Here is a 19,193-nt window from a genome sequence, read left to right as displayed (position 1 = left end):
TTCAGTTTTGAAAATGGGTTGGCTTGAACGCTGAGAATGTAGTGTAGGGGGACGAAATCGATTCTGTAGAAGCAAAGCGTTCGCCTGTATCCCCGGATTTTCTCCTATATAGGAGATTCAAAAAATCTGGGGATAACAGCGATCAAAAGAACGATTCGTGACCGGAACGGTTACTTCACCAAACGTTAAGCACTTATTTTAAATTTTGAACGCAAATGAAATTTAAACATTGTTCATAACAGGAGGATTTTGAAATGAAACTTGGACTTGTCGGATTAGGAAAAATGGGATTGAACCTGGGTAGAAACTTGATTGATCACAAACACGAAGTGGTTGCTTTTGACCTGAACGCTGATGCAGTAAATGAAATGAAAGAATATGGCGCTGAAGGCGTATCTTCTTACGCAGAGATGGTGGCTTCGCTCGAATCCCCACGTGTATTGTGGATCATGGTTCCCCACAACGTAGTAGACGCTGTGCTGGCTGAAGTTAGCCCATTGTTGTCCAAAGGGGACATCATTATTGAAGCGGGTAACTCCCACTACAAAGAATCCATCCGTCGCTACGAAGAGATGAAAACTAAAGGCATTCACTACATGGATGCAGGTACATCTGGCGGTATGGAAGGCGCGCGTAATGGAGCATGTTATATGATCGGTGGAGACCCGGAAGCTTGGGCAATCGTTGAACCGGCATTTAAAGATACTTCCGTAGAGAACGGCTACCTGTATGCGGGTAAAGCGGGCAGCGGTCACTTCCTCAAAATGGTTCACAATGGTATCGAGTACGGTATGATGGCATCCATCGGTGAAGGTTTTGACGTATTGGAGAAAAGTGGATTTGATTTCGACTTCGAACAAGTGGCTCGCGTATGGAACAACGGTTCCGTTATTCGCTCTTGGTTGATGGAGCTGACAGAACGTGCCTTCTCCAAAGATGCAAACCTCGATGAAATTAAAGGCGTAATGCACTCTTCCGGTGAAGGACGTTGGACGGTAGAAACGGCATTTGACCTTCAAACCGCTACACCGGTTATCGCGTTGTCCTTGCTGATGCGTTATCGTTCACTGGAAACAGATACATTCACAGGTAAAGTGGTAGCAGCATTGCGTAATGAATTTGGCGGTCACGCAGTAGAGAAAAATTAATTTTATATATAACTGTTAACATATGATGAACATCGGGTAATGACTTATATCGTGTTTACGAATTCATCAAGTGGAGGGAACATATCATGAAATTTTTCTTGGATACAGGGAATGTGGAAGAAATCAAACGGATCGAACGTCTGGGTCTGGTGGATGGAGTCACGACTAACCCGTCTTTGATTGCCAAAGAAGGTCGCGTATTTAAAGAAGTCATTCAGGAGATCTGTAACGTTGTTAAAGGGCCGGTCAGTGCTGAAGTCATCGGTCTCAAAGCCGAGGATATGTTGAAGGAAGCTTATGAAATTGCAGAATGGGCACCGAATGTAGTCATTAAATTGCCGATGACCGAAGATGGGCTGTACGCTTGTCATGAGTTGACGCAAAAAGGGATTAAAACCAATGTAACGCTGATTTTCTCCGCAGCACAGGGTCTGATGGCGGCGAAAGCCGGTGCAACCTACATCAGTCCATTCGTTGGTCGTCTGGATGATATTGCGGTGGATGGTATGAAATTGATTCGTGATCTGCGTCTGATTCTGGACATGTATGATCTGCCTTCCGAGATTATCGCAGCAAGCATTCGCAATATCAAACATGTAGAGGAGGCAGCCCTTTCCGGTGCGCATATTGCCACCATTCCGGGTTCGCTTCTGCCGACACTTTGGAAACACCCACTGACGGACAGCGGGATTGAACGTTTCCTGAAAGACTGGGAATCTGTTCCGAAATAAAAGGATAGACATGGCCTGAATCTTTGGGTGGTCTAAACGTAAAGCCTTTTGCCTTGCAGAGTAAACTGCAGGCGAAAGGCTTTTTTAGTCTCTGTTTATGTAGTTTCCGATTTGAGGTTAGTTTAAACAATGAGGAGTACTTGTCCCTTTCATGTTGTTGTTACTTTCTATCCAGTGTCCACGTACTGTCCTTCTTTTTCGGGACAACGGTGCATAAGGTTAACATATAGCCTATAGCTCATCCCGTAGGGGAGGGACACTTCGATGATGAGAAGAAAATGGCGAAGCCGGAGACGCCGTAAGCCGCCAAGCGGCAAACGCAAAATGTGGTTGATCATTCTATTGGTCACCGCGTTTTGTTTGATGCAGGGCTTTGCTTATGTGGATAAAAAGATGAAGCCCCCCATCATGCACTTGGCCAAGATCAGAGTGAAGCAGATTGCGACTGAAGCGATCAACAAGGCGATTACAGCACAGGTTGCAGATGGCAAAACCAACGAAGGACTGATTGACTGGAAGACGGATACCGCCGGGAAAGTGTCCGGTTTCATGCTGAACTACAATGAGCATATGCAAATTACTGCAAGTACGATGAATATTGTGCAATCCACGCTGCAGAATGTACACATGTTAAAAGAAAAAATCCCGCTGGGGCAGGCGCTGGGCAGTCCGGTGTTGGCTTCATTTGGCCCGAGTATACCGGTTCGTATTGAGCCCCAAGGCGCTGTCAAAGTGGACCTGAACACCCGTCAGCAAAATGCGGGGATTAACATGATCTTGGTGGAAGTGTACATTCACATTATTGCTGAGGTCGCGGTCGTGGTGCCATTCGACATGGAGCCCGAAACGGTTGATACGGAAATTCCGATTTCCTACCTTCTGGTTGTCGGGGATGTGCCAATGTATTATTACGATAATCAGGGCAAGCCAGTGGGCACTAACGGCAGTAACGCCCCAGCTATTGCGCTGCCATCAGGTCATACGGGTGTATCAAGCGGTAATGGAGTAACTACGAATCCGCCTAGCCAGAACCAGCAACAGACGCCGTCAGACCCTTTGCAAGGGAATGAACTTGAAATTGAACCGGATGATCTGCCTGATGTGAATGGGGGATTGCAGCTCAATAAGGACGCGCACCCATGATACACACAATTTGAATTGTAAAACAAAGAAAGGGGCCTCTATTAAAGAGGTCCCTTTTTCGAATGCTTATCGTACTCTGAGCAGAAGAGAATCGACTTAATCCCGCCAATTTACAGGTTTGGGTCAAGACATGAGTTGTACTCCAGAATGCTTCCACGTACGGAGCATATCCTCGTTTCACTTACTTTTCTTGCTCTTTTGTTTGCGTTCATCCTGTTCCCAATGTTTCAGCTGTGGATAAGGATCGAACGACCATTCGTGCAGTCCGCTGTCCCGGTAGATCCCATAGTGCAGATGAGGAGGGAATTTGCCCTGTGTCCCAGGTTTCCCGTAACCCGAACTGCCAACCCAACCTACGACCTGACCGGGGATAACCACTTCACCGATGCGTGCACTTTTGTCAAAACCCGATAGGTGGGCGTAGTAATGATAATGGTTGTTCAAATCCCGAATTCCGATGCGCCAGCCGCCAAACGGGTTCCAGCCTTTGATCTCCACGACTCCGTAACAGGTACTGCGCACAGGCAGGCCATGCGGAGCGAAAATATCTGTTCCCTCATGAATGCGATAACCGCCCCAGCTTCTTTTCGTTCCCCAGGTACTGCGATAGGAGTAGTTGGTTCCGAGCGGGACCGGAAAGGCATGTCCGAATAGATCCAGATTGTCAAAATGCTCATATAACTTCGCGAATTGCTGTATCCGTTGCACAGCACGGGAGTTGTGATAATATTCCCACAAGGCAATGTTGAAGTCCTCTTGCTTGTTTCCGTAACCTTGAATAACAGAAGCCATGCTGTACAGCACATCCTGATCATTGTTGGCATCTGCTTTACCGTCTCCTGAACCATCACGTCCATATCCTTTGAAAAAAAGAATGGATTCCGGATGTTGATCCGTCTCATCGGGATTTAACCATCCTCTCCAGGCCGGAGGGGTCATGAAGATACCTGTAAGCCGTTCTGGATGCTTGCGATCCTTTGGGTGTGCACGAGTAATCGTTCGTTCATACTGATCAATTGCGGCAAGCCTGTACCAGGGAATCTGTGTCATCTGACCAATGGTTTCATATAAATGGCGACGTGCAGCAAAAATTTCTGCGGGTTTTAACTCGGCAGCCTGTGGTTTGGGAGCGGCCTCGGCGGGTTCACTGTAAACTTCAACAGGCAAGAATGGGAGAAGCAGAGTACCTGCAAGTAATGTTTTGATCCAAAAGCGGTATGTGTGCCTGAAGGTCAAGCGTTGTTGCACTGGGAAGCAGCCCCTTTCCATTAGAATGATACAAGGTACCCGATGAACCAAGCTAAAGGTTAGCGTTCTTCAAAAGTTCTCATTTTATCCATGTAAGCTCTTGGGGGGAATCGAATTATACAAATTGTCCATATCGGGCATGAATGCACAAGATGTGACAAATGGGGGTTTTTCCAGCGCTTTCATGGTATAATATGTTCCGAGCAACAGCCTAACTTCAGTAGAAAGAAGGTTTATGCATTGGCTAAACGTGTTAAAGAACCGAAGCCGGATTGGATTCGGATCAAATTGACAACCGGCGATAACTATCAGGAAATGAAAACGATGATGCGTTCCAAAACGCTGCATACGGTATGTGAGGAAGCGCGGTGTCCGAATATTTATGAATGCTGGGCCAATCGAACGGCCACTTTTATGATTTTGGGCGATATTTGCACAAGGGCATGCCGTTTTTGCGCGGTGAATACAGGCTTGCCAACGGAGCTTGATTTGCAGGAACCAGAACGTGTGGCGGAAGCAGCAGAGCAGATGAATCTGCAACACTGCGTAATTACAAGTGTAGCCCGTGACGATCTGAAAGATGGTGGAGCTACGATTTTTGCAGAGACGGTGAAGGCCGTACGGCGACGGTTGCCATTGTGCAGCGTTGAAGTACTCATTCCAGATTTTCTGGGCGATCGGGAATCTTTGCAGATTGTAATGGATGCCAAACCGGACATTCTGAATCACAATATTGAGACGGTTGAGCGGTTGTCAGACAAAGTGCGTGCCAAGGCAAAATATAAACGTTCACTGGAATTGCTTGCTCGTGCCAAAGAAATGCAACCTAACATCCCTACGAAATCAAGTATTATGCTTGGTGTAGGTGAGGAATATAATGAAATTTTATCAACAATGGATGATCTTCGTGCGGTGAACTGTGATATTATGACGATTGGTCAATATTTGCAGCCATCGGAGAAACATCTGTATGTTGAAAAGTATTATCCGCCAGAGGAGTTTGCTGCATTAAAACAGGAAGGATTAAAACGTGGATTCAGCCACGTCGAATCTGGCCCTATGGTACGCAGCTCCTACCATGCGCATGAACAGGTGAAATCGGCTACCAAACATGCTGAACAGGCGGCAACACACGCGTGATGGAGGATACCGGATTGGAAGAAGAAAAAAACACAGAACAGATTCAGGACCAACTTCAGGAACAGATCCAGGAGCCGGCTCAGGAATCGGTTGTTGAGTCAGTTGAAGAAAAGCCCAAAGAACCGGTCATTGTACAGATCGGCGGCAAAAATTATGAAATCGTCCAGAACCACAAAGAAGGCTGGAATCCAGAGGTTTTCCGTGATCGTTACAGTGAAGTGCTGGAGCGTTATGATTATATTATCGGGGACTGGGGTTATAGCCAGTTGAGGTTAAAAGGGTTTTACCGTGATAACCATCCAAAAGCGACAAAGGATTCCACAATCGCCAGTATGGTGGATTATATCAATGAATATTGTAACTTTGGCTGTGCGTACTTTGTGCTTCAGAAGAGCAAAGATCAACCTCAAGCCAAAGCAAAAAGCGGTTCCTGAGAAGGACCGCTTTTTTGGTGTGTTTATTTTAGTCAAGAAATGCCGTGCGAACCCGGTTCCAGAATGGATAAGGGCGGAAACGTGCGAAACTGACCTTGTGACTGGATACCTGACAACGGACGGAGATCAGATCCTCCACCATCACATTCACATGATCAATGGTCATCAGTAACCGCTGATCCTTGCGGGAGAAAATATCACAATGATGATGCTTGGGCAAAATAACCGGTGAACCAAGTGTCCGATAGACCCGGTTATTAATCGATGCAATCTCCGCAATCTGAATGGCCTCGATGGTTGGATGAACCATGGCACCCCCAAGGGCCTTGTTGTATGCCGTACTGCCTGATGGTGTGGATACACAGATGCCATCCCCACGGAACATCTCAAATGTCACATCGTTAATATCGACCTGGGCCACGACGGTACCGTCTACACCTTTTAACGTAAATTCATTAAGGGCGATGTAAGAGGAATTCCCTGACTTTTTCCGGATCTCAAGCTCCAATAGCGGGTATTGTACAATGCGTGGTTTGAGACGCTCCGGATCTCCCTTGCCACTCATCAGCCTGACTAATTCCCGTAATTCTTCCTTCTTCCAATCGGCGTAAAAGCCGAGATGGCCTGTATGAACCCCAACAAAAGCAATATCCGGAATACGGTCGATGAAATTGTGAAATGCCTGTAGCATCGTACCATCGCCCCCGATGGAGATAACAATCTCCGGCGATTCTGCATCCAGCTTGAACCCTTCTTCCTTCGCCAGCGCATGAAACTGCTGACTGAGATCAATCGATAACTGGTCTCCGCGGTCTTGAACATAGTATCTCAAGATGAAAGCTCCTTTGTGGTCATTATACTACCGATGATAATCAATTCCGCGGAAGAACACAACGTTTGGGCGCATATTCCGTTAAATATAGATGAATCGTTGACTTATTTTTTGGCATGTCGTCTAGGCTTGAGAATGGAACTTAATATCGCAAGGAATAACAACAACACGATGAGGCTTACAAAAACAATCATTCCGGATAAGAAAATCAGTCCCCAGTCCGGTGTATACGTTGATAACGATGGGATGAAACCGGGCTCCATAAGAACGGGTGAAGAGGAACGCCCCATCATGGGTGTCCACAACAGCAGGACCAGCACAGGTGCGATTAGGGCATGAATTGCTCTGGCAAATAGAAATGGACCGTATCTCATGGGTGTGTTGCTAAGAACACTCATGATCTGTGCATGGACGGATAATCCGCCCCAGGAGAGAACAAAGGCTGCAGCTGCTACTTTATAGACGAGTGGGATGGATGCCCCGGCACTCCCAGCCTCTTTGTTCCCCAGCGTTACTTCAAACAGCCCACCGACCAAGCTAGGAGATAGGGATGGAGGCAGTCCGCTATGTCGTAACAATTGCTCGGTTATCCCGTATAATCCGCCAAGCCAACCGGTCTGTACAAGCAGCTCCATCATGACCGAGAAGAATACAACCAGCCCTCCTACGATAATAATAAGGCGAAGGGATGAGGAGACTGCCTGGCGCAGCAGTTCACCGAATGCCCGTCCGTCAGCCTTTCTTGCTTCATGCATCGCATAGATGGCCCGGACCAGTCTGTTTCTAGGTATCTCCTCCGATGGAGATCCAGAAGAGATGTCTGGCTGTGAGCCTTTTGCTGTACCCCCGTAAAAACGCATGAGCATACCCACCAGAAAAGCTGCAGCGTAATGGCTCGCAACCAATACTGGAGCAATGGCGACATTATGGAAGAACCCAACCGATACCGCTCCAATCATGAAGATCGGATCGGATGATGTAGTGAAGGCAACGAGCCGTTCTCCTTCTTCCCGGGTAACCAGCTTTTGTTCCCATAACTGAGCGGTCAGTTTCGCCCCTGTAGGATAACCGGATGCACAGCTCACGGCAAATACAAAACCACCGCTTCCGGGAACACGAAACAATGGACGCATCAGTGGATTCAGCAAGGTACCTAGAAAATGAACAATGCCAAAGCCGAGCAGCAGCTCGGACAGCACCAAAAAAGGAAAAAGGGAGGGAAACAATACGTCCCACCAGATGGACAGTCCGCGTACACCCGCATGCCAGGTTTCCGCTGGATACAAGACCATTAACACACAAAGGATCAGGAGAGCGAGTGTGACCAGGACATGGGTGAGTCGTTGTGAAGCAGCCATGAATTCTTCTCCTTTATTTTTGGAATGGTCGATGTGCGGAAGTCTGTGATGTTATTGCCATCAATATATGAAAAAAAGTGGACAAACAGTACAAAATTATACGTAGAAAGCGCTTGCAAAAGTGGCTGTGTTTTTGAGTGATGTGTGCTAAAATGAGAAAAACGCCTGAACGTCACCTAATTGTCTCCAAGGTGGAATTCAATTCGGATGGAGTGATGATCATGAGTCTTGTCACCGGAATCCTGGTCTGTGCTTTTGTATATGTGATACGTGCCTCGCTTGTACGCTCTGAGGAAGAGGACTGGCGGAGTTATTAATGAAATATCTAGTGCGCCAACCCAAGCGGTTGGCGTTTTTTTGTGCTATTTTTGAAAAGGGTCCTATATACAGATGGCAGGTTACATGTCCTGATGATTTCATGTTATATAGGACTTTTTGGTTTTTTTTGATAGAATGGAGATAAAGGCTTTTGTGGCCTGGATATTGTTACTGTTTTCACAATGTTCACGGAACGTGTAATATATGGCAAAATTCGACATCAGAAAGGGGAATCAGACGAATGAATCCCAGTTTGAGTATTTATGACAATCTTGGCGGTGAGAAAGGTGTTCGCGCACTGGTCGAGGCCTTTTATCCGATCGTTCAGCAGAATGAGCAGCTGGCTCCGCTTTTCCCGGAAGATATTCAGCCGGTCATCGACAAGCAGTATATGTTTTTGTCTCAGTTTTTTGGGGGCCCAGGGCTGTTTTCCGAGGCGTTTGGACATCCGATGATGCGTGCCCGTCATATGCATTTTGAAGTGACGGTTGAACGGGCTGAGGCTTGGCTTGCATGTATGGATCAAGCCTTAACACAGATTGGTGTGGAGGAGCCCTTGCATTCGTTTATCCTGCAGCGTTTATCCGGGCCTGCACATCATTTTGTGAATACACCATAGTTCCGAATATGATTACGAGCGTACGGGAGAGGGATGGAAAAGATTGGAATTAGAGCCGCTGTATAAGGTGAAAGTCACCTGCCATTATTGCGAAACCGAGTATGAAACCTCACGGGTAAGACCGAGTTTGAAAAGGCCATACCGGACGGATTCGGATTTTTGTGCTTACTACAAGCTGGAGAATCCAGATTTTTATGTGGTTCGCATCTGTCCTCAGTGCGGGTTTGCCACGACGGAGAACGCAACGGAGCATTTAAATGATGCTCAGCGCAAGGCTTTTAAGGAACAGATCGGTAACCGCTGGGTTAAACGTGATTATAGCGGAGCACGAACACTGGAACAGGCGTTGGCAACGTACAAGCTTGCCTTGCTGTGCGCACAGGTTATCCAGGAGAAAGATCGTGTCGTCGCTGGTCTGTTGCATCATATAGCTTGGTTGTATCGTTATATGGAGGACCATGCACAGGAACATCGTTTTCTTGAATTTAGCCTGGAAGCCTATGTGAAGGTGTTCGAACGTGAAGGAACGGGTGGCAATGAAGCCAAACTGTTGTATTTGCTCGGGGAATTGAACCGCAGGGTAGGACGGTTTAATGAAGCAGTGCAATGGTTCAGCAAGGTCATTCATGACAAGCGGATCACAGATGCGGCCATGATTCGTGCTTCAAGGGAACAGTGGGCCGTGCTGCGTGAGCAGATGATTTCAAGTAAGTTGGAACTCCCTGAAGAGATGCTGGAAACAGACAAAGAGGCTGCGAAGCGCAGCCCCCTCTAAGTTGATCTTACATTAGTTACGGACAGGACGGCTGGATAACAAATAGTCACTGTCGTTGTCGATCACGGTCATGCTTGTATTACAGCAGGGAAATACCAGTAATTTCTTTTTGCCTTCGCGAATGAGCACAAGCTCTTTTGGTTTGAGGGGGAGCAGCACGTTGCTTGCATGACAGTAGGGACATTGCTGTACATAGATGTCTCCCATCACAATATCGTAAGGCCAGCTGTTCTCAAACGGAATCATTCTTGTTCGCCTTCTGGTGCGGAAGGTTTGGAGGTTTCTTGTTTGGCGAGTTCCGCAATCTTCTGCATCAGGATATGTTGGGGCATGTGCATCAGGTGCTCCAAAGGTACGCCCAGGGATTCTGCTAATTTGACGGCTGTATCAGCCGATACTTGTAAAGGTTTCATACGTTTACCTCCTGAAAGTTACTATAAGTATTTCTCTAGTATAGAGATATGGCACACAGAAAACCAGTTTTTAATTCAATCCTAACCATCCAATTTATAGAGAGAGGTGCCTTATTAAATGAAAACGCCATTACACCCCGTATGGGATCTGGAGTCCATTTTTAGTGGAGGTTCTTCCTCCGAGACATTCGCTGCGTATCTGATTGAACTGGAAGAGGATGTACGTAAACTGCAACATCTGTTGAACGAAACACCTGCACCGACTTCATTAGAAGAGACGGCTGCATTTGATCCGATTTTGGAACTGCTGCAAAGCTGTTATATCCGCATATCGGAAGGTTCTGCGTTTGTATCCTGCCTCTCATCGCAAAACCAGAAGGACAAAAAGGCAACCCAGCTTCAGGGCGCTATCAGTTCTATTGCAGCGATGCTGAACGGCAGCAAATCGAAGTTCGATAATACACTCAGTCAGACATCGGATTCGGTGTGGGATGCCTGGATTGCTCGGGAAGATATTAAGCCGCTGGCATTTGTACTGAACGAGAGTCGCACGCTGGCTCGTGAGAAGCTGTCGCCTGAACTGGAAGGTCTTGCTCTGGATCTGGGTGTAGATGGTTACCATGGTTGGGGCAAATTCTACAACACGATTGTCAGCAAGGTGAACATTCCATTTGAGCAAGATGGGGAAACGGTGATGCTCTCCGCAGGACAGGCTGCCAACAAGCTGAGCGATAGTGATCGGAATGTACGCGAGACGGTATTCGCAAACTGGGAGCAGGCTTGGACCGATGTCGAAGATTTCTGCGCTGACACGCTGAATCACCTCGCGGGATTCCGTCTGAAGTTATATGAGAAACGTGGCTGGGATGATATCCTCAAAGAACCTCTGGCCATCAACCGGATGTCACGTCAGACACTGGATACGATGTGGGATGTGATTAACGGTGCCAAACCTGCGCTTGTTCAATATCTGGAGCGCAAGGCAGAACTGCTGGGGGTAGACAAGCTCAGCTGGAGCGACGTAGATGCACCTGTAGGTAAATCGAGTGGCAAAATCACTTACGATGAGGCAGCCATCAATATTGTTGAGCAGTTTGCCAAGTTCAGTCCTAAACTTTCCTCGTTTGCAGAGATGGCTTTTGAGAAACGCTGGATCGAAGCAGAAGACCGTCCTGGCAAGCGTCCAGGTGGATTCTGTACGTCTTTGCCACTTAGCAAAGCAACTCGAATTTTTATGACCTTCTCTGGGACACCGTCTAATGTGTCGACCCTTGCGCATGAACTTGGTCATGGATATCATCAACACATTATGGAAGAGTTGCCTGCATTGAATCAACGTTATGCGATGAATGTGGCTGAGACAGCTTCCACGTTTGCTGAACTGATTGTAGCAGATGCCCTGGTGCAGGCGGCAACAGATGAGCAAGAGAAGCTGGCTTTGCTGGAAGACAAGATACAGCGAAGTGTGGCTTTCTTTATGAACATCCATGCCCGGTTCCTGTTTGAGAATCGTTTCTATGAACAACGCAAAAAAGGCTTGGTCAGCGCGGATGAATTATCCAAATTAATGGTGGAGGCGCAGCAGGAAGCGTTCTGCGGTGCACTTGCATCAGATCACCCTCATTTCTGGGCATCCAAACTGCACTTCTATCTAACTGGTGTACCGTTCTATAATTTCCCATACACGTTCGGTTATATGTTCAGTGCGGGAATCTATGCAAGAGCGCAGCAGGAAGGTACAGCATTTGCAGATAAATATGATGATTTGTTGCGGGATACAGGGCGTATGACGGTCGAAGAACTTGCTCAGAAACATCTGGGTACCGACCTGACACAACCGGAATTCTGGCAAAATGCTGCGGACTTGGTTATTGCCGATATTGAGCAGTTTCTACAGATGACAGCAACCCAAAAATAGGTTGAACATATATAAAAAGGCTGAAATCCCGTGTTAACAGACACTGGATTCCAGCCTTTTTTTGTACAGAATCCTCATTTTCGATTCTCGAAGATTTTGTCGTAATTAAGTGAAAAAGCTCAGTTTAAGGAAGTGAAATGGCAATTAATTGTGCAAATCATAGTTAGAAATACCCAACTTTGCCGTTCTTTGTTGAATGAGCACATATGATGTCATATAATGAGTCGTAAGTCCTTGATGTATAGGACTATAAGCATATAAGGAGAGTGTTAATATGAAAATTAATGAGCTTTCATTAGCGAGACAGTTGGATCTGGTATTCAAAGAACTTGATCATGAGTTATCAGGGTTAGATTCAGGGGGAGTTTTTGTGCAAATACGAAATAACGTAATTGGGAAATTCGGTATTCGACATAATCCGATAGCTGGACGAGATGGGCAGATGGATGTGGAGGAAGGGGGGCTAAACGAAACCCAGAGAAATTCTTTCCGGGCAATGGCATTGGAGACGTTGAAATTCAAACGCAATTGGACACATGGCGAAATATCGTACGATTTCACAGTAAGACAAGGTATGATTTTGGTAGATGCAACGATGGAGTCTAATTACAATATGGCAAGCTTGATGATTCGTTACCCTAGAACCAATACATACAAGGATTCAGATATGGAGTCGACCTCATAATTAGTTACACAAGAGAAAGCGGCACTTCCGAAGAAGGCCGCTTTTGTTTTTTAACGCTACTTAAGCATTAATTACGAGCTTACGAACGACCCGATAATTGCTGCTCAGCGATTTGTACCAGACGTTTAGTGATGTATCCACCCAGAGAACCTGTCTCACGGGAAGTATAGTTACCGTAGTAACCATCTTGTGGAATCGTTACACCCAGCTCTTGTGCTGCTTCCATTTTCAATTGTTGCAATGCAGCATTTGCTTGGGGAACGACCAGGTTGTTGGAGCGGCTACCGCTACCTTGGTTTTGACTTCCGTACATATGTGTCACCTCCTTATGGCTTGGTGATGTTAGTATGGTTAGAGAATAAGGAAATATACATGATATGGCGTAAGGGAAAATATGGATAACTACAGAGCGCAGGGCACATAAAAAAGCCGACCCAATGCGGGTCGACAAGTTGTATTTGGATATCAAAATATAGGGTGATATGCGTAAAAGATGATCAGCTCGCTTAGTCTGTAGGAGGTATAACCTCAATACGTGTAAATAACTCAACAGGCTGTTCCGGTTCCAAACGAATCAACCCGGTTTGTTCATCCGATAAAGCCAAATTAGGTGCATCCGGGAGCCAAGTGTACGGTTCAATGCACAAGAACTGATCGGATTCACCTTTGGTAAAGAGAACCCAATGTTTGAAAAATGCTTCATCTGCTGAATATTTCAATGTATATCCATCTTGCCTGCGTAAGTAAGCCGTAGCCGGTTCACCTTCGGTAGCTTTCAACAGGGTATCCCAGTTACGTCCCTGCAAATTGATGCCTTCGTTCAGAGCAGACCATTCACCCAGGGATTCCAGTTCACCTGTCGGTAGTTGTTCTTCATTCTGTCCGTATATTCCGGAAACAGGCAGTTGCAGTGTCCAGTCGGCAGGTTTGCCGTCTAACAAAAACCATGTATGATATCCCATCCCGAATGGAGCAGGTGTTGAGCTCAGATTGGTGACTCGCAGACGCTGGCTAAACACAGCGTTTTGCAGACTGAACGTCATCTCAAGTTTCAGGGGAATCGGGAATTGAGCCATCCAATGCTCTTCATTTTCGGTCAGTAATTCAGTCGTAATTGCACAGCCGTCTTCATCTTCCTCAATGTCACTGACACACCAGGATTGGGTACGGTGGAGACCGTGAATATGGTTGTCATTCGCCGTGTTCTGATCGAACTGGTAACGAACACCTTCATATTCGAATTGTCCACGATGAATGCGCCCTGGTGGAATCAGAAGAGGAACGCCAAAATGGTACGGCTTCTGCAGATAAAAGGCAAGATCGTCTTCATCCGGACGGCGGACGACATCTCTGTCCTGCACTAAATCGCGAATAGAAATAATATTATTTCCAAGACGCGGCAGCAGGGTGATTTCCAATTCACGGCTATGTAGGATATACGTGTCGTAACCATTCCATTGGCCTTTGGTCACTTGTTTCATATCGATGCTCCTTTTCCCACTTGAAATCTGTCTGCAAGCAGTCGTGATGAAGCTACTGCTGCAGGCGTGTCGTTGTGTACATGCCAGCTATTTCCTGCGCTATTTCGTGTGAAGCAGGCAACAGGATAAGCAATTCCATCATAACAGATTTTGATGTCTCGGGTAAAAAAGTTCAACTCATTTTGACATTCGCGCCTGTGCGCATTAAGATGGAACTCTGAAAGCATTTATTAGAATTGAATGACTTGAAATCGATGACAGGGATAAGTAGGCCAAGAGAATCCTCTTCAGAAAGCCGGTGGTTGATGTGAACCGGTGTGAGCTCTTTACCGAATGGACCCTTGAGTGTAGGTTTGAACAGGTTAAGCCAGAGATGGGCTTGCCCCACTAGAGTCTGCCGTATAATCCACGTTACGGAACAATGAAGGCATTTCATCGGCTTGACTTGATTCAGAGTCAGGAGCAATCGAAGAAATGCGAATAAGGGTGGCACCACGGTCTCACGTCCCTTGCGGATGTGGGGCCTTTTTGCGTTCGCAGAGAATAGCAGGAGTTTATATATATAATCAGGGAGGCGTTATGGGTAATGAAAACAGTACTTTCAGGTATTCAGCCAAGCGGTAAGCTCACATTGGGCAACTATATTGGTGCAATCAAAAATTTTGTAAAACTTCAGCATGACTATCAATGTCATTTCATGGTAGTTGATCTTCATGCCATCACCGTGGCTCAAGAGCCAGCAGCATTGCGTGAACAGTCGGAAGCAGTAGCTGCACTGTTTATTGCAGCAGGTATTGATCCGTCGAAATCTAACGTATTTTTGCAATCCCATGTACCGCAGCACGCAGAATTGGGCTGGTTGATGACAACGCTGACCTCCATGGGTGAGCTTGAACGGATGACTCAGTTTAAGGATAAATCATCCGGTAAAGATTCCGTTGGTGCGGGACTGTTCGTGTATCCATCATTAATGGCGGCTGATATTTTGTTATACAATGCTGACCTTGTGCCAGTAGGTGAGGACCAGAAGCAGCATCTGGAACTGACACGTGATCTGGCAGGCCGTTTTAATCACCGTTATGGAGAGTACTTCACCATTCCAGATCCGTATATTCCGCAGGTGGGTGCTCGGGTCATGTCACTTGATGATGCCTCTTCAAAGATGAGCAAAAGTAACCCTAACGCTGGCAGCTATATTGCCCTACTGGATCCGCCGGATGTGATTCGCAAAAAAATCAGTCGTGCCACAACGGATTCCGGGCGTGAAGTCGTATATGATCCGGCAAACAAACCGGAGGTCAGCAATCTGATGAGTATCTATGCTGAATGTGCAGGTATGACGCTTAAAGAAGTGGCTGAGCGTTATGAAGGCAAGATGTACGGTCCGTTCAAAAAGGAACTGGCTGAAGTGGTTGTATCTGTAATTGAACCGCTACAACAACGATATAATGAGATTCGTGAATCTGGCGAATTGTCGGATGTTCTGGATACGTCAGCCCGTCGTGCAGAAGAAGTTGCTGCTCAAACGTTGGATGCAGTGAAAGAACGTATGGGATTTGTTCCAAGACGTAAACAGTAGTCCTGAACAAGACCTTCATATTTCACGCAATGAATAGTTAACATGAATAAAGAGGAGCCCTATTGAAGGACTCCTCTTTATTTGTGCGTTCATTATTGAACTTTATTGAACTATATGACCCGCTTAAGAAGTGGGCTCTGAAACAGCCGATTGAACTTCCTGACGTTCTTTTTTGGCACGAATCACAAATCCCCAGCCAATGTTGGCGATGGACAGGACAAACAGTAGTGCAGCAAACCAACCGGAGTAGGAGATCATAATTGCTGAAACCGTTAACAAGATAATCGAAGAGAATGCGAACCATAGGGACAAGCCTTTACTCATTGGGAAAAACCTCCATCTACAAATTTAGTGAAATTCCGTATAACCTGAAGCCTACGAGCCATAATAATCTTGCAAGCTTGCAATACATTACAGACACAGATTGAAAGGAGATTATAAATTATGGCTCAAGGATCTCGTTCTTCAAACAACTTGGTGGTACCTCAAGCGACTGCAGCACTGCAACAATTGAAAATGGAGGCTGCACAGGAACTGGGTGTAACTATCCCACAAGACGGTTACTACGGTAACTACACTTCCCGTGAAACAGGATCTTTGGGTGGATATATCACCAAACGTCTGGTACAAATCGCTGAGCAGTCTCTGGCTGGGTCTGGCAAATAATTTATTTTAACCAACAGCAACAAACAGGATAAACAGAAAGCCCGGGGCGGAAACGCACCGGGCTTTCTCGCGTATCAGTTCCTAAGTTTGATTGTGCCTTGCCATGCTCACTTCGTCAAGGGCGTGCAGATAAAAGTTTTTTATCCATCTTCTCATCGCTTAACCAGCCTACATACGTATCAATCGTTTCAAAATTCCGATCCATCACAATCACAGCGACAAATGGATATTGTTTCCGGTGTCGATAACGTACATCTGCCCAGCGGACCTTGTACCCAGCAGGCAGTTCTTCAACCTCTGCCACTGCATAGGAGGTGAAATAGAGGAAGGCACTGACTTCCGGTGATTTGCGTGAAGCAGCAACGGCCGCATGAGTAGAAGAAGAGGCGTGCAGACTCCATACCAGATTAGAACCATCCATTTTACCGATCACATAACTGCCGTCCTCAACTCGTTTAACCACATGCCAGCGGTTCCAGGATATCGTTGGAATGACGATGTATCTTGCCTGCTCTGGGCTGTTGTCGAGACGTCTGACTTTTCTGACTGCTTGTGCACGAGCAATCGTTCGCCATATATAATATAAAGCGGTCAAACTATACAACGTAACGAAGAGTGGTGCAGGGGCGATCAGATCAAAGGCCCATAACAGGATAGCTATGACATGTGTAGTGAATAGAAACGGATCAAAAATATGAATGATGTTCCAGGCGATCCAGCGTTCCGTAAAAGGCCGGGCGGCTTGGGTTCCATAGGTGTTGAACAGATCGGTGAATACGTGAAAGCCTACGGCCACAGCGGTCCAGGTGGCAACGTGTCCAATAGGGACATCAGGGAATATCAGTGCAATGACGCCGGTGATGAGCAAAACCCATAACAGGAGAAATGGCAGAGAGTGTGACAAGCCCCGATGATTCCGGATGTAAAGCGAATTGCTTTTGAGACGTAAAGCAGTATCAATGTCAGGGGCCTGGGAACCGGCGATCGTGCCAATCATTACCGCAGCTGCAAGCATGGGACTCGCTGCGACGACAGGATCGACATAAGCCAGACCGGCTAGACCAATCCCCATGACAAAATGTGTAGAGGTATCCATAAACGTCTCCTTTGTGTGGTGTATCGTTCTAAGGCATATTACTTCTCTATCTAGGTGATACCCATATATAGTGTATAATATCCGTCTGTCAGGATGCAAAACATCCCTAATTTCAAATTTATGACAATAAACTGTATTATACCCAATAAATGTACGTAGTTTGTCAAACTATTTTGGTGTTTCCTATGATAAACTTTATATCGGATACTGAGAGAAGTTGCATCAGAGAATACGCGGTCGGATATGTTACATAAATATTTATGGGCATTGTTCCTTTTAACCGTTACAATAATATAGAATCTCATAAAAAGTAGGTTTCTTTGAATACATATGTCACAGTAGATGGATGAAGCGAAACAAAGGTGATTTTGGGTTCACATATGTATGCGTATTCATAAGAGAAGATACAGAAGGGACGAGGAAGATGCTGAAAAAGTACAAATGGACATGGATGCTGCTCGGGCTCGCACTGATAATGGCTGTGTATCTGATGTGGGGCACTGTATTTGCCAGTAAGGAAAAATTACCCGAGATTCGTGAAATCCAATCCTTTTCTATGGAAAATGTAGATGGCAGTACAGTATCACTGGAGGATACGCAAGGGAAAGTCCGCTTGTTCTACTTTTATTTCACCAGTTGTCCGGATGTCTGCCCGATTACGACCTTTACGTTATCTCAGGTGCAGGATCTGTTGAAAGAGGACGACACCTTTGGTAAAGATGTCTCATTTGTATCCATTTCATTCGACCCCAAAGTCGATACAAGAGAGAAGATTAAGACGTTTGCAGACCGTTTTCACGCGGATTATTCCGGATGGTACTTCTTGCGAGGGGATATGGACAAAACAAAACAGTTCGCCAGGGACTCATTCCAGATCTTGATCGAAGGGGAGAATAAGGACGATTTTGCCCATATGAACATGATCGGGTTGGTGGATGAGAATAACCAGCTGCGCAAGGTATATAACGCATTTAATACAGAGGACGTTGTGCCAGCTGTCATTGCTGAGGATATTCGCAATCTGATTAAGGAATAATCATCTGATACTCATATTGTAAAGGCTGCCTTGGATATCAACCCAAGGCAGCCTTTTGGTATTTCATTTTAAAAGGAAGGATGTTCAGGGTATTGGATGTATGTCTCTAACCCTGCTTTCTCCAGCTGGGCAATGATATACTCATCAGGTGTTCCTTCCACACCCGCATATCCTCGTCGTGTATACATCTGTACTGCATCCGGGAAAGCATCCCGAAGTACACCTCTAATTTTTTTGCCGGAACTGTCATTATCCATAAATAAAAAGACTTCATCGTAACCGACTTGCTTGCGCAGGGTCTCCAGCTTGAGTGAATTAAGTGTTCCAAACGTACATAGAATGTTGATCTCGGGTCCAACCAGACGTTTCAGTTTGCTTCGGTCATTCTTACCTTCCACAATGACATGAATAGGCATGATATTCACCTCTTGTTCGAGAGCTTATGTCGACATTCCCCGGGAAATGTTGCAGCGAAAATCGACTGATTATATAAAATGGACTCCTTTCTTTACACGATTGCTAACTGGAGAGAACAACCCATCAAGACAATTCTCTGAAATCTTATCTCATGTG

The 19,193-nt window shown here is 46.1% G+C and carries 23 protein-coding genes and 1 other annotated feature; of the genes, 13 read left to right on the top strand and 10 right to left on the bottom strand.

The window, feature by feature from the left end; all coding sequences use genetic code 11:
* The first annotated feature begins 254 nt into the window (after nt 1–254).
* From gnd to yunB, 3 genes are all read left to right on the top strand, one after another.
* Entirely contained in the window at nt 255–1,148 is an 894-nt protein-coding gene (gene gnd, locus NST33_RS25950) for a phosphogluconate dehydrogenase (NAD(+)-dependent, decarboxylating) (RefSeq protein WP_076211001.1), read from the top strand.
* An 86-nt stretch (nt 1,149–1,234) separates the two neighbouring features.
* On the top strand, nt 1,235–1,879 hold the full coding sequence (fsa, locus tag NST33_RS25945) for a fructose-6-phosphate aldolase (protein ID WP_221823625.1): 645 nt from the start codon (nt 1,235–1,237) through the stop codon (nt 1,877–1,879).
* Between the two features lie 264 nt (nt 1,880–2,143).
* Nucleotides 2,144–3,022, top strand: a complete 879-nt coding sequence (gene yunB / locus NST33_RS25940; RefSeq protein WP_221823623.1) for a sporulation protein YunB — start codon at nt 2,144–2,146, stop codon at nt 3,020–3,022.
* Nucleotides 3,023–3,199: 177 nt separating this feature from the next.
* On the opposite strand, the gene NST33_RS25935 is transcribed toward yunB, so the two are convergent.
* Nucleotides 3,200–4,270 (bottom strand): M23 family metallopeptidase, encoded by a 1,071-nt coding sequence (locus tag NST33_RS25935; protein WP_339305590.1) that lies wholly within the window; start codon nt 4,268–4,270, stop codon nt 3,200–3,202.
* 240 nt (nt 4,271–4,510) lie between these two features.
* Here NST33_RS25935 and lipA point away from each other — a divergent pair, with 240 nt between their 5' ends.
* Complete coding sequence (lipA, locus tag NST33_RS25930; protein ID WP_017692371.1) at nt 4,511–5,410, top strand: lipoyl synthase; 900 nt, start codon at nt 4,511–4,513, stop codon at nt 5,408–5,410.
* 14 nt (nt 5,411–5,424) lie between these two features.
* Nucleotides 5,425–5,844, top strand: coding sequence for a YutD family protein (locus NST33_RS25925; protein ID WP_244988285.1), 420 nt, complete (start codon nt 5,425–5,427; stop codon nt 5,842–5,844).
* 28 nt (nt 5,845–5,872) lie between these two features.
* On the opposite strand, the gene NST33_RS25920 is transcribed toward NST33_RS25925, so the two are convergent.
* Both NST33_RS25920 and ylbJ read right to left on the bottom strand, forming a co-directional pair.
* The gene (locus tag NST33_RS25920; RefSeq protein ID WP_036673293.1) at nt 5,873–6,676 is read right to left on the bottom strand and encodes an NAD kinase; all 804 of its coding nucleotides are present in this window, start codon (nt 6,674–6,676) and stop codon (nt 5,873–5,875) included.
* A 104-nt stretch (nt 6,677–6,780) separates the two neighbouring features.
* The gene (gene ylbJ, locus NST33_RS25915) at nt 6,781–8,034 is read right to left on the bottom strand and encodes a sporulation integral membrane protein YlbJ (protein ID WP_339305587.1); all 1,254 of its coding nucleotides are present in this window, start codon (nt 8,032–8,034) and stop codon (nt 6,781–6,783) included.
* A 152-nt stretch (nt 8,035–8,186) separates the two neighbouring features.
* Here ylbJ and NST33_RS25910 point away from each other — a divergent pair, with 152 nt between their 5' ends.
* The 3 genes from NST33_RS25910 (at nt 8,187) to NST33_RS25900 (ending at nt 9,746) form a co-directional block, all read left to right on the top strand.
* A complete protein-coding gene (locus tag NST33_RS25910) occupies nt 8,187–8,351 on the top strand; it encodes a hypothetical protein (protein ID WP_155984997.1) in 165 nt (54 codons plus the stop codon).
* Nucleotides 8,352–8,593: 242 nt separating this feature from the next.
* On the top strand, nt 8,594–8,971 hold the full coding sequence (locus NST33_RS25905) for a globin (protein ID WP_036605723.1): 378 nt from the start codon (nt 8,594–8,596) through the stop codon (nt 8,969–8,971).
* Nucleotides 8,972–9,014: 43 nt separating this feature from the next.
* Entirely contained in the window at nt 9,015–9,746 is a 732-nt protein-coding gene (locus NST33_RS25900; protein WP_076254604.1) for a DUF2225 domain-containing protein, read from the top strand.
* 12 nt (nt 9,747–9,758) lie between these two features.
* On the opposite strand, the gene NST33_RS25895 is transcribed toward NST33_RS25900, so the two are convergent.
* Together NST33_RS25895 and NST33_RS25890 are read right to left on the bottom strand one after the other, a co-directional pair.
* Nucleotides 9,759–9,992, bottom strand: coding sequence for a hypothetical protein (locus NST33_RS25895; RefSeq protein WP_017692378.1), 234 nt, complete (start codon nt 9,990–9,992; stop codon nt 9,759–9,761).
* Entirely contained in the window at nt 9,989–10,159 is a 171-nt protein-coding gene (locus NST33_RS25890; RefSeq protein ID WP_074096390.1) for a YycC family protein, read from the bottom strand. Before NST33_RS25890 ends, NST33_RS25895 begins: the two co-directional genes overlap by 4 nt.
* A 118-nt stretch (nt 10,160–10,277) precedes the next feature.
* Between NST33_RS25890 and NST33_RS25885 the strand changes: the two genes are divergently transcribed.
* Together NST33_RS25885 and NST33_RS25880 are read left to right on the top strand one after the other, a co-directional pair.
* Nucleotides 10,278–12,077: a M3 family oligoendopeptidase gene (locus NST33_RS25885; RefSeq protein ID WP_339305584.1), complete on the top strand. Its 1,800-nt coding sequence runs from the start codon at nt 10,278–10,280 to the stop codon at nt 12,075–12,077.
* 274 nt (nt 12,078–12,351) lie between these two features.
* The gene (locus NST33_RS25880) at nt 12,352–12,762 is read left to right on the top strand and encodes an O-methyltransferase (protein WP_221823612.1); all 411 of its coding nucleotides are present in this window, start codon (nt 12,352–12,354) and stop codon (nt 12,760–12,762) included.
* 79 nt (nt 12,763–12,841) lie between these two features.
* On the opposite strand, the gene NST33_RS25875 is transcribed toward NST33_RS25880, so the two are convergent.
* Entirely contained in the window at nt 12,842–13,075 is a 234-nt protein-coding gene (locus NST33_RS25875) for an alpha/beta-type small acid-soluble spore protein (protein WP_076211017.1), read from the bottom strand.
* Between the two features lie 193 nt (nt 13,076–13,268).
* A complete protein-coding gene (locus NST33_RS25870; RefSeq protein WP_036673298.1) occupies nt 13,269–14,243 on the bottom strand; it encodes an aldose 1-epimerase in 975 nt (324 codons plus the stop codon).
* Nucleotides 14,244–14,488: 245 nt separating this feature from the next.
* Nucleotides 14,489–14,756: a binding site (T-box leader), on the top strand.
* A gap of 73 nt (nt 14,757–14,829) precedes the next feature.
* On the opposite strand from NST33_RS25870, the gene trpS reads away from it, so the two are divergent.
* Entirely contained in the window at nt 14,830–15,822 is a 993-nt protein-coding gene (gene trpS, locus NST33_RS25865; RefSeq protein WP_221823610.1) for a tryptophan--tRNA ligase, read from the top strand.
* 123 nt (nt 15,823–15,945) lie between these two features.
* On the opposite strand, the gene NST33_RS25860 is transcribed toward trpS, so the two are convergent.
* Nucleotides 15,946–16,146, bottom strand: a complete 201-nt coding sequence (locus tag NST33_RS25860) for a hypothetical protein (RefSeq protein WP_221823608.1) — start codon at nt 16,144–16,146, stop codon at nt 15,946–15,948.
* Between the two features lie 120 nt (nt 16,147–16,266).
* Here NST33_RS25860 and NST33_RS25855 point away from each other — a divergent pair, with 120 nt between their 5' ends.
* Nucleotides 16,267–16,488, top strand: coding sequence for an alpha/beta-type small acid-soluble spore protein (locus NST33_RS25855; RefSeq protein ID WP_056702318.1), 222 nt, complete (start codon nt 16,267–16,269; stop codon nt 16,486–16,488).
* Between the two features lie 115 nt (nt 16,489–16,603).
* Here the strand turns inward: NST33_RS25855 and NST33_RS25850 are convergent, their stop codons facing one another.
* A complete protein-coding gene (locus NST33_RS25850) occupies nt 16,604–17,584 on the bottom strand; it encodes a metal-dependent hydrolase (RefSeq protein WP_221823605.1) in 981 nt (326 codons plus the stop codon).
* A 424-nt stretch (nt 17,585–18,008) separates the two neighbouring features.
* On the opposite strand from NST33_RS25850, the gene NST33_RS25845 reads away from it, so the two are divergent.
* Complete coding sequence (locus NST33_RS25845) at nt 18,009–18,620, top strand: SCO family protein (protein WP_076319831.1); 612 nt, start codon at nt 18,009–18,011, stop codon at nt 18,618–18,620.
* A 68-nt stretch (nt 18,621–18,688) separates the two neighbouring features.
* On the opposite strand, the gene NST33_RS25840 is transcribed toward NST33_RS25845, so the two are convergent.
* Entirely contained in the window at nt 18,689–19,036 is a 348-nt protein-coding gene (locus tag NST33_RS25840; protein ID WP_062837991.1) for a toprim domain-containing protein, read from the bottom strand.
* Nucleotides 19,037–19,193 lie beyond the last annotated feature (157 nt).

Origin of the sequence: Paenibacillus sp. FSL L8-0435 (genome assembly GCF_037965655.1) — a bacterium.
Lineage (GTDB): Bacteria > Bacillota > Bacilli > Paenibacillales > Paenibacillaceae > Paenibacillus.
This window is presented reverse-complemented; position numbering and strand designations above follow the sequence as displayed.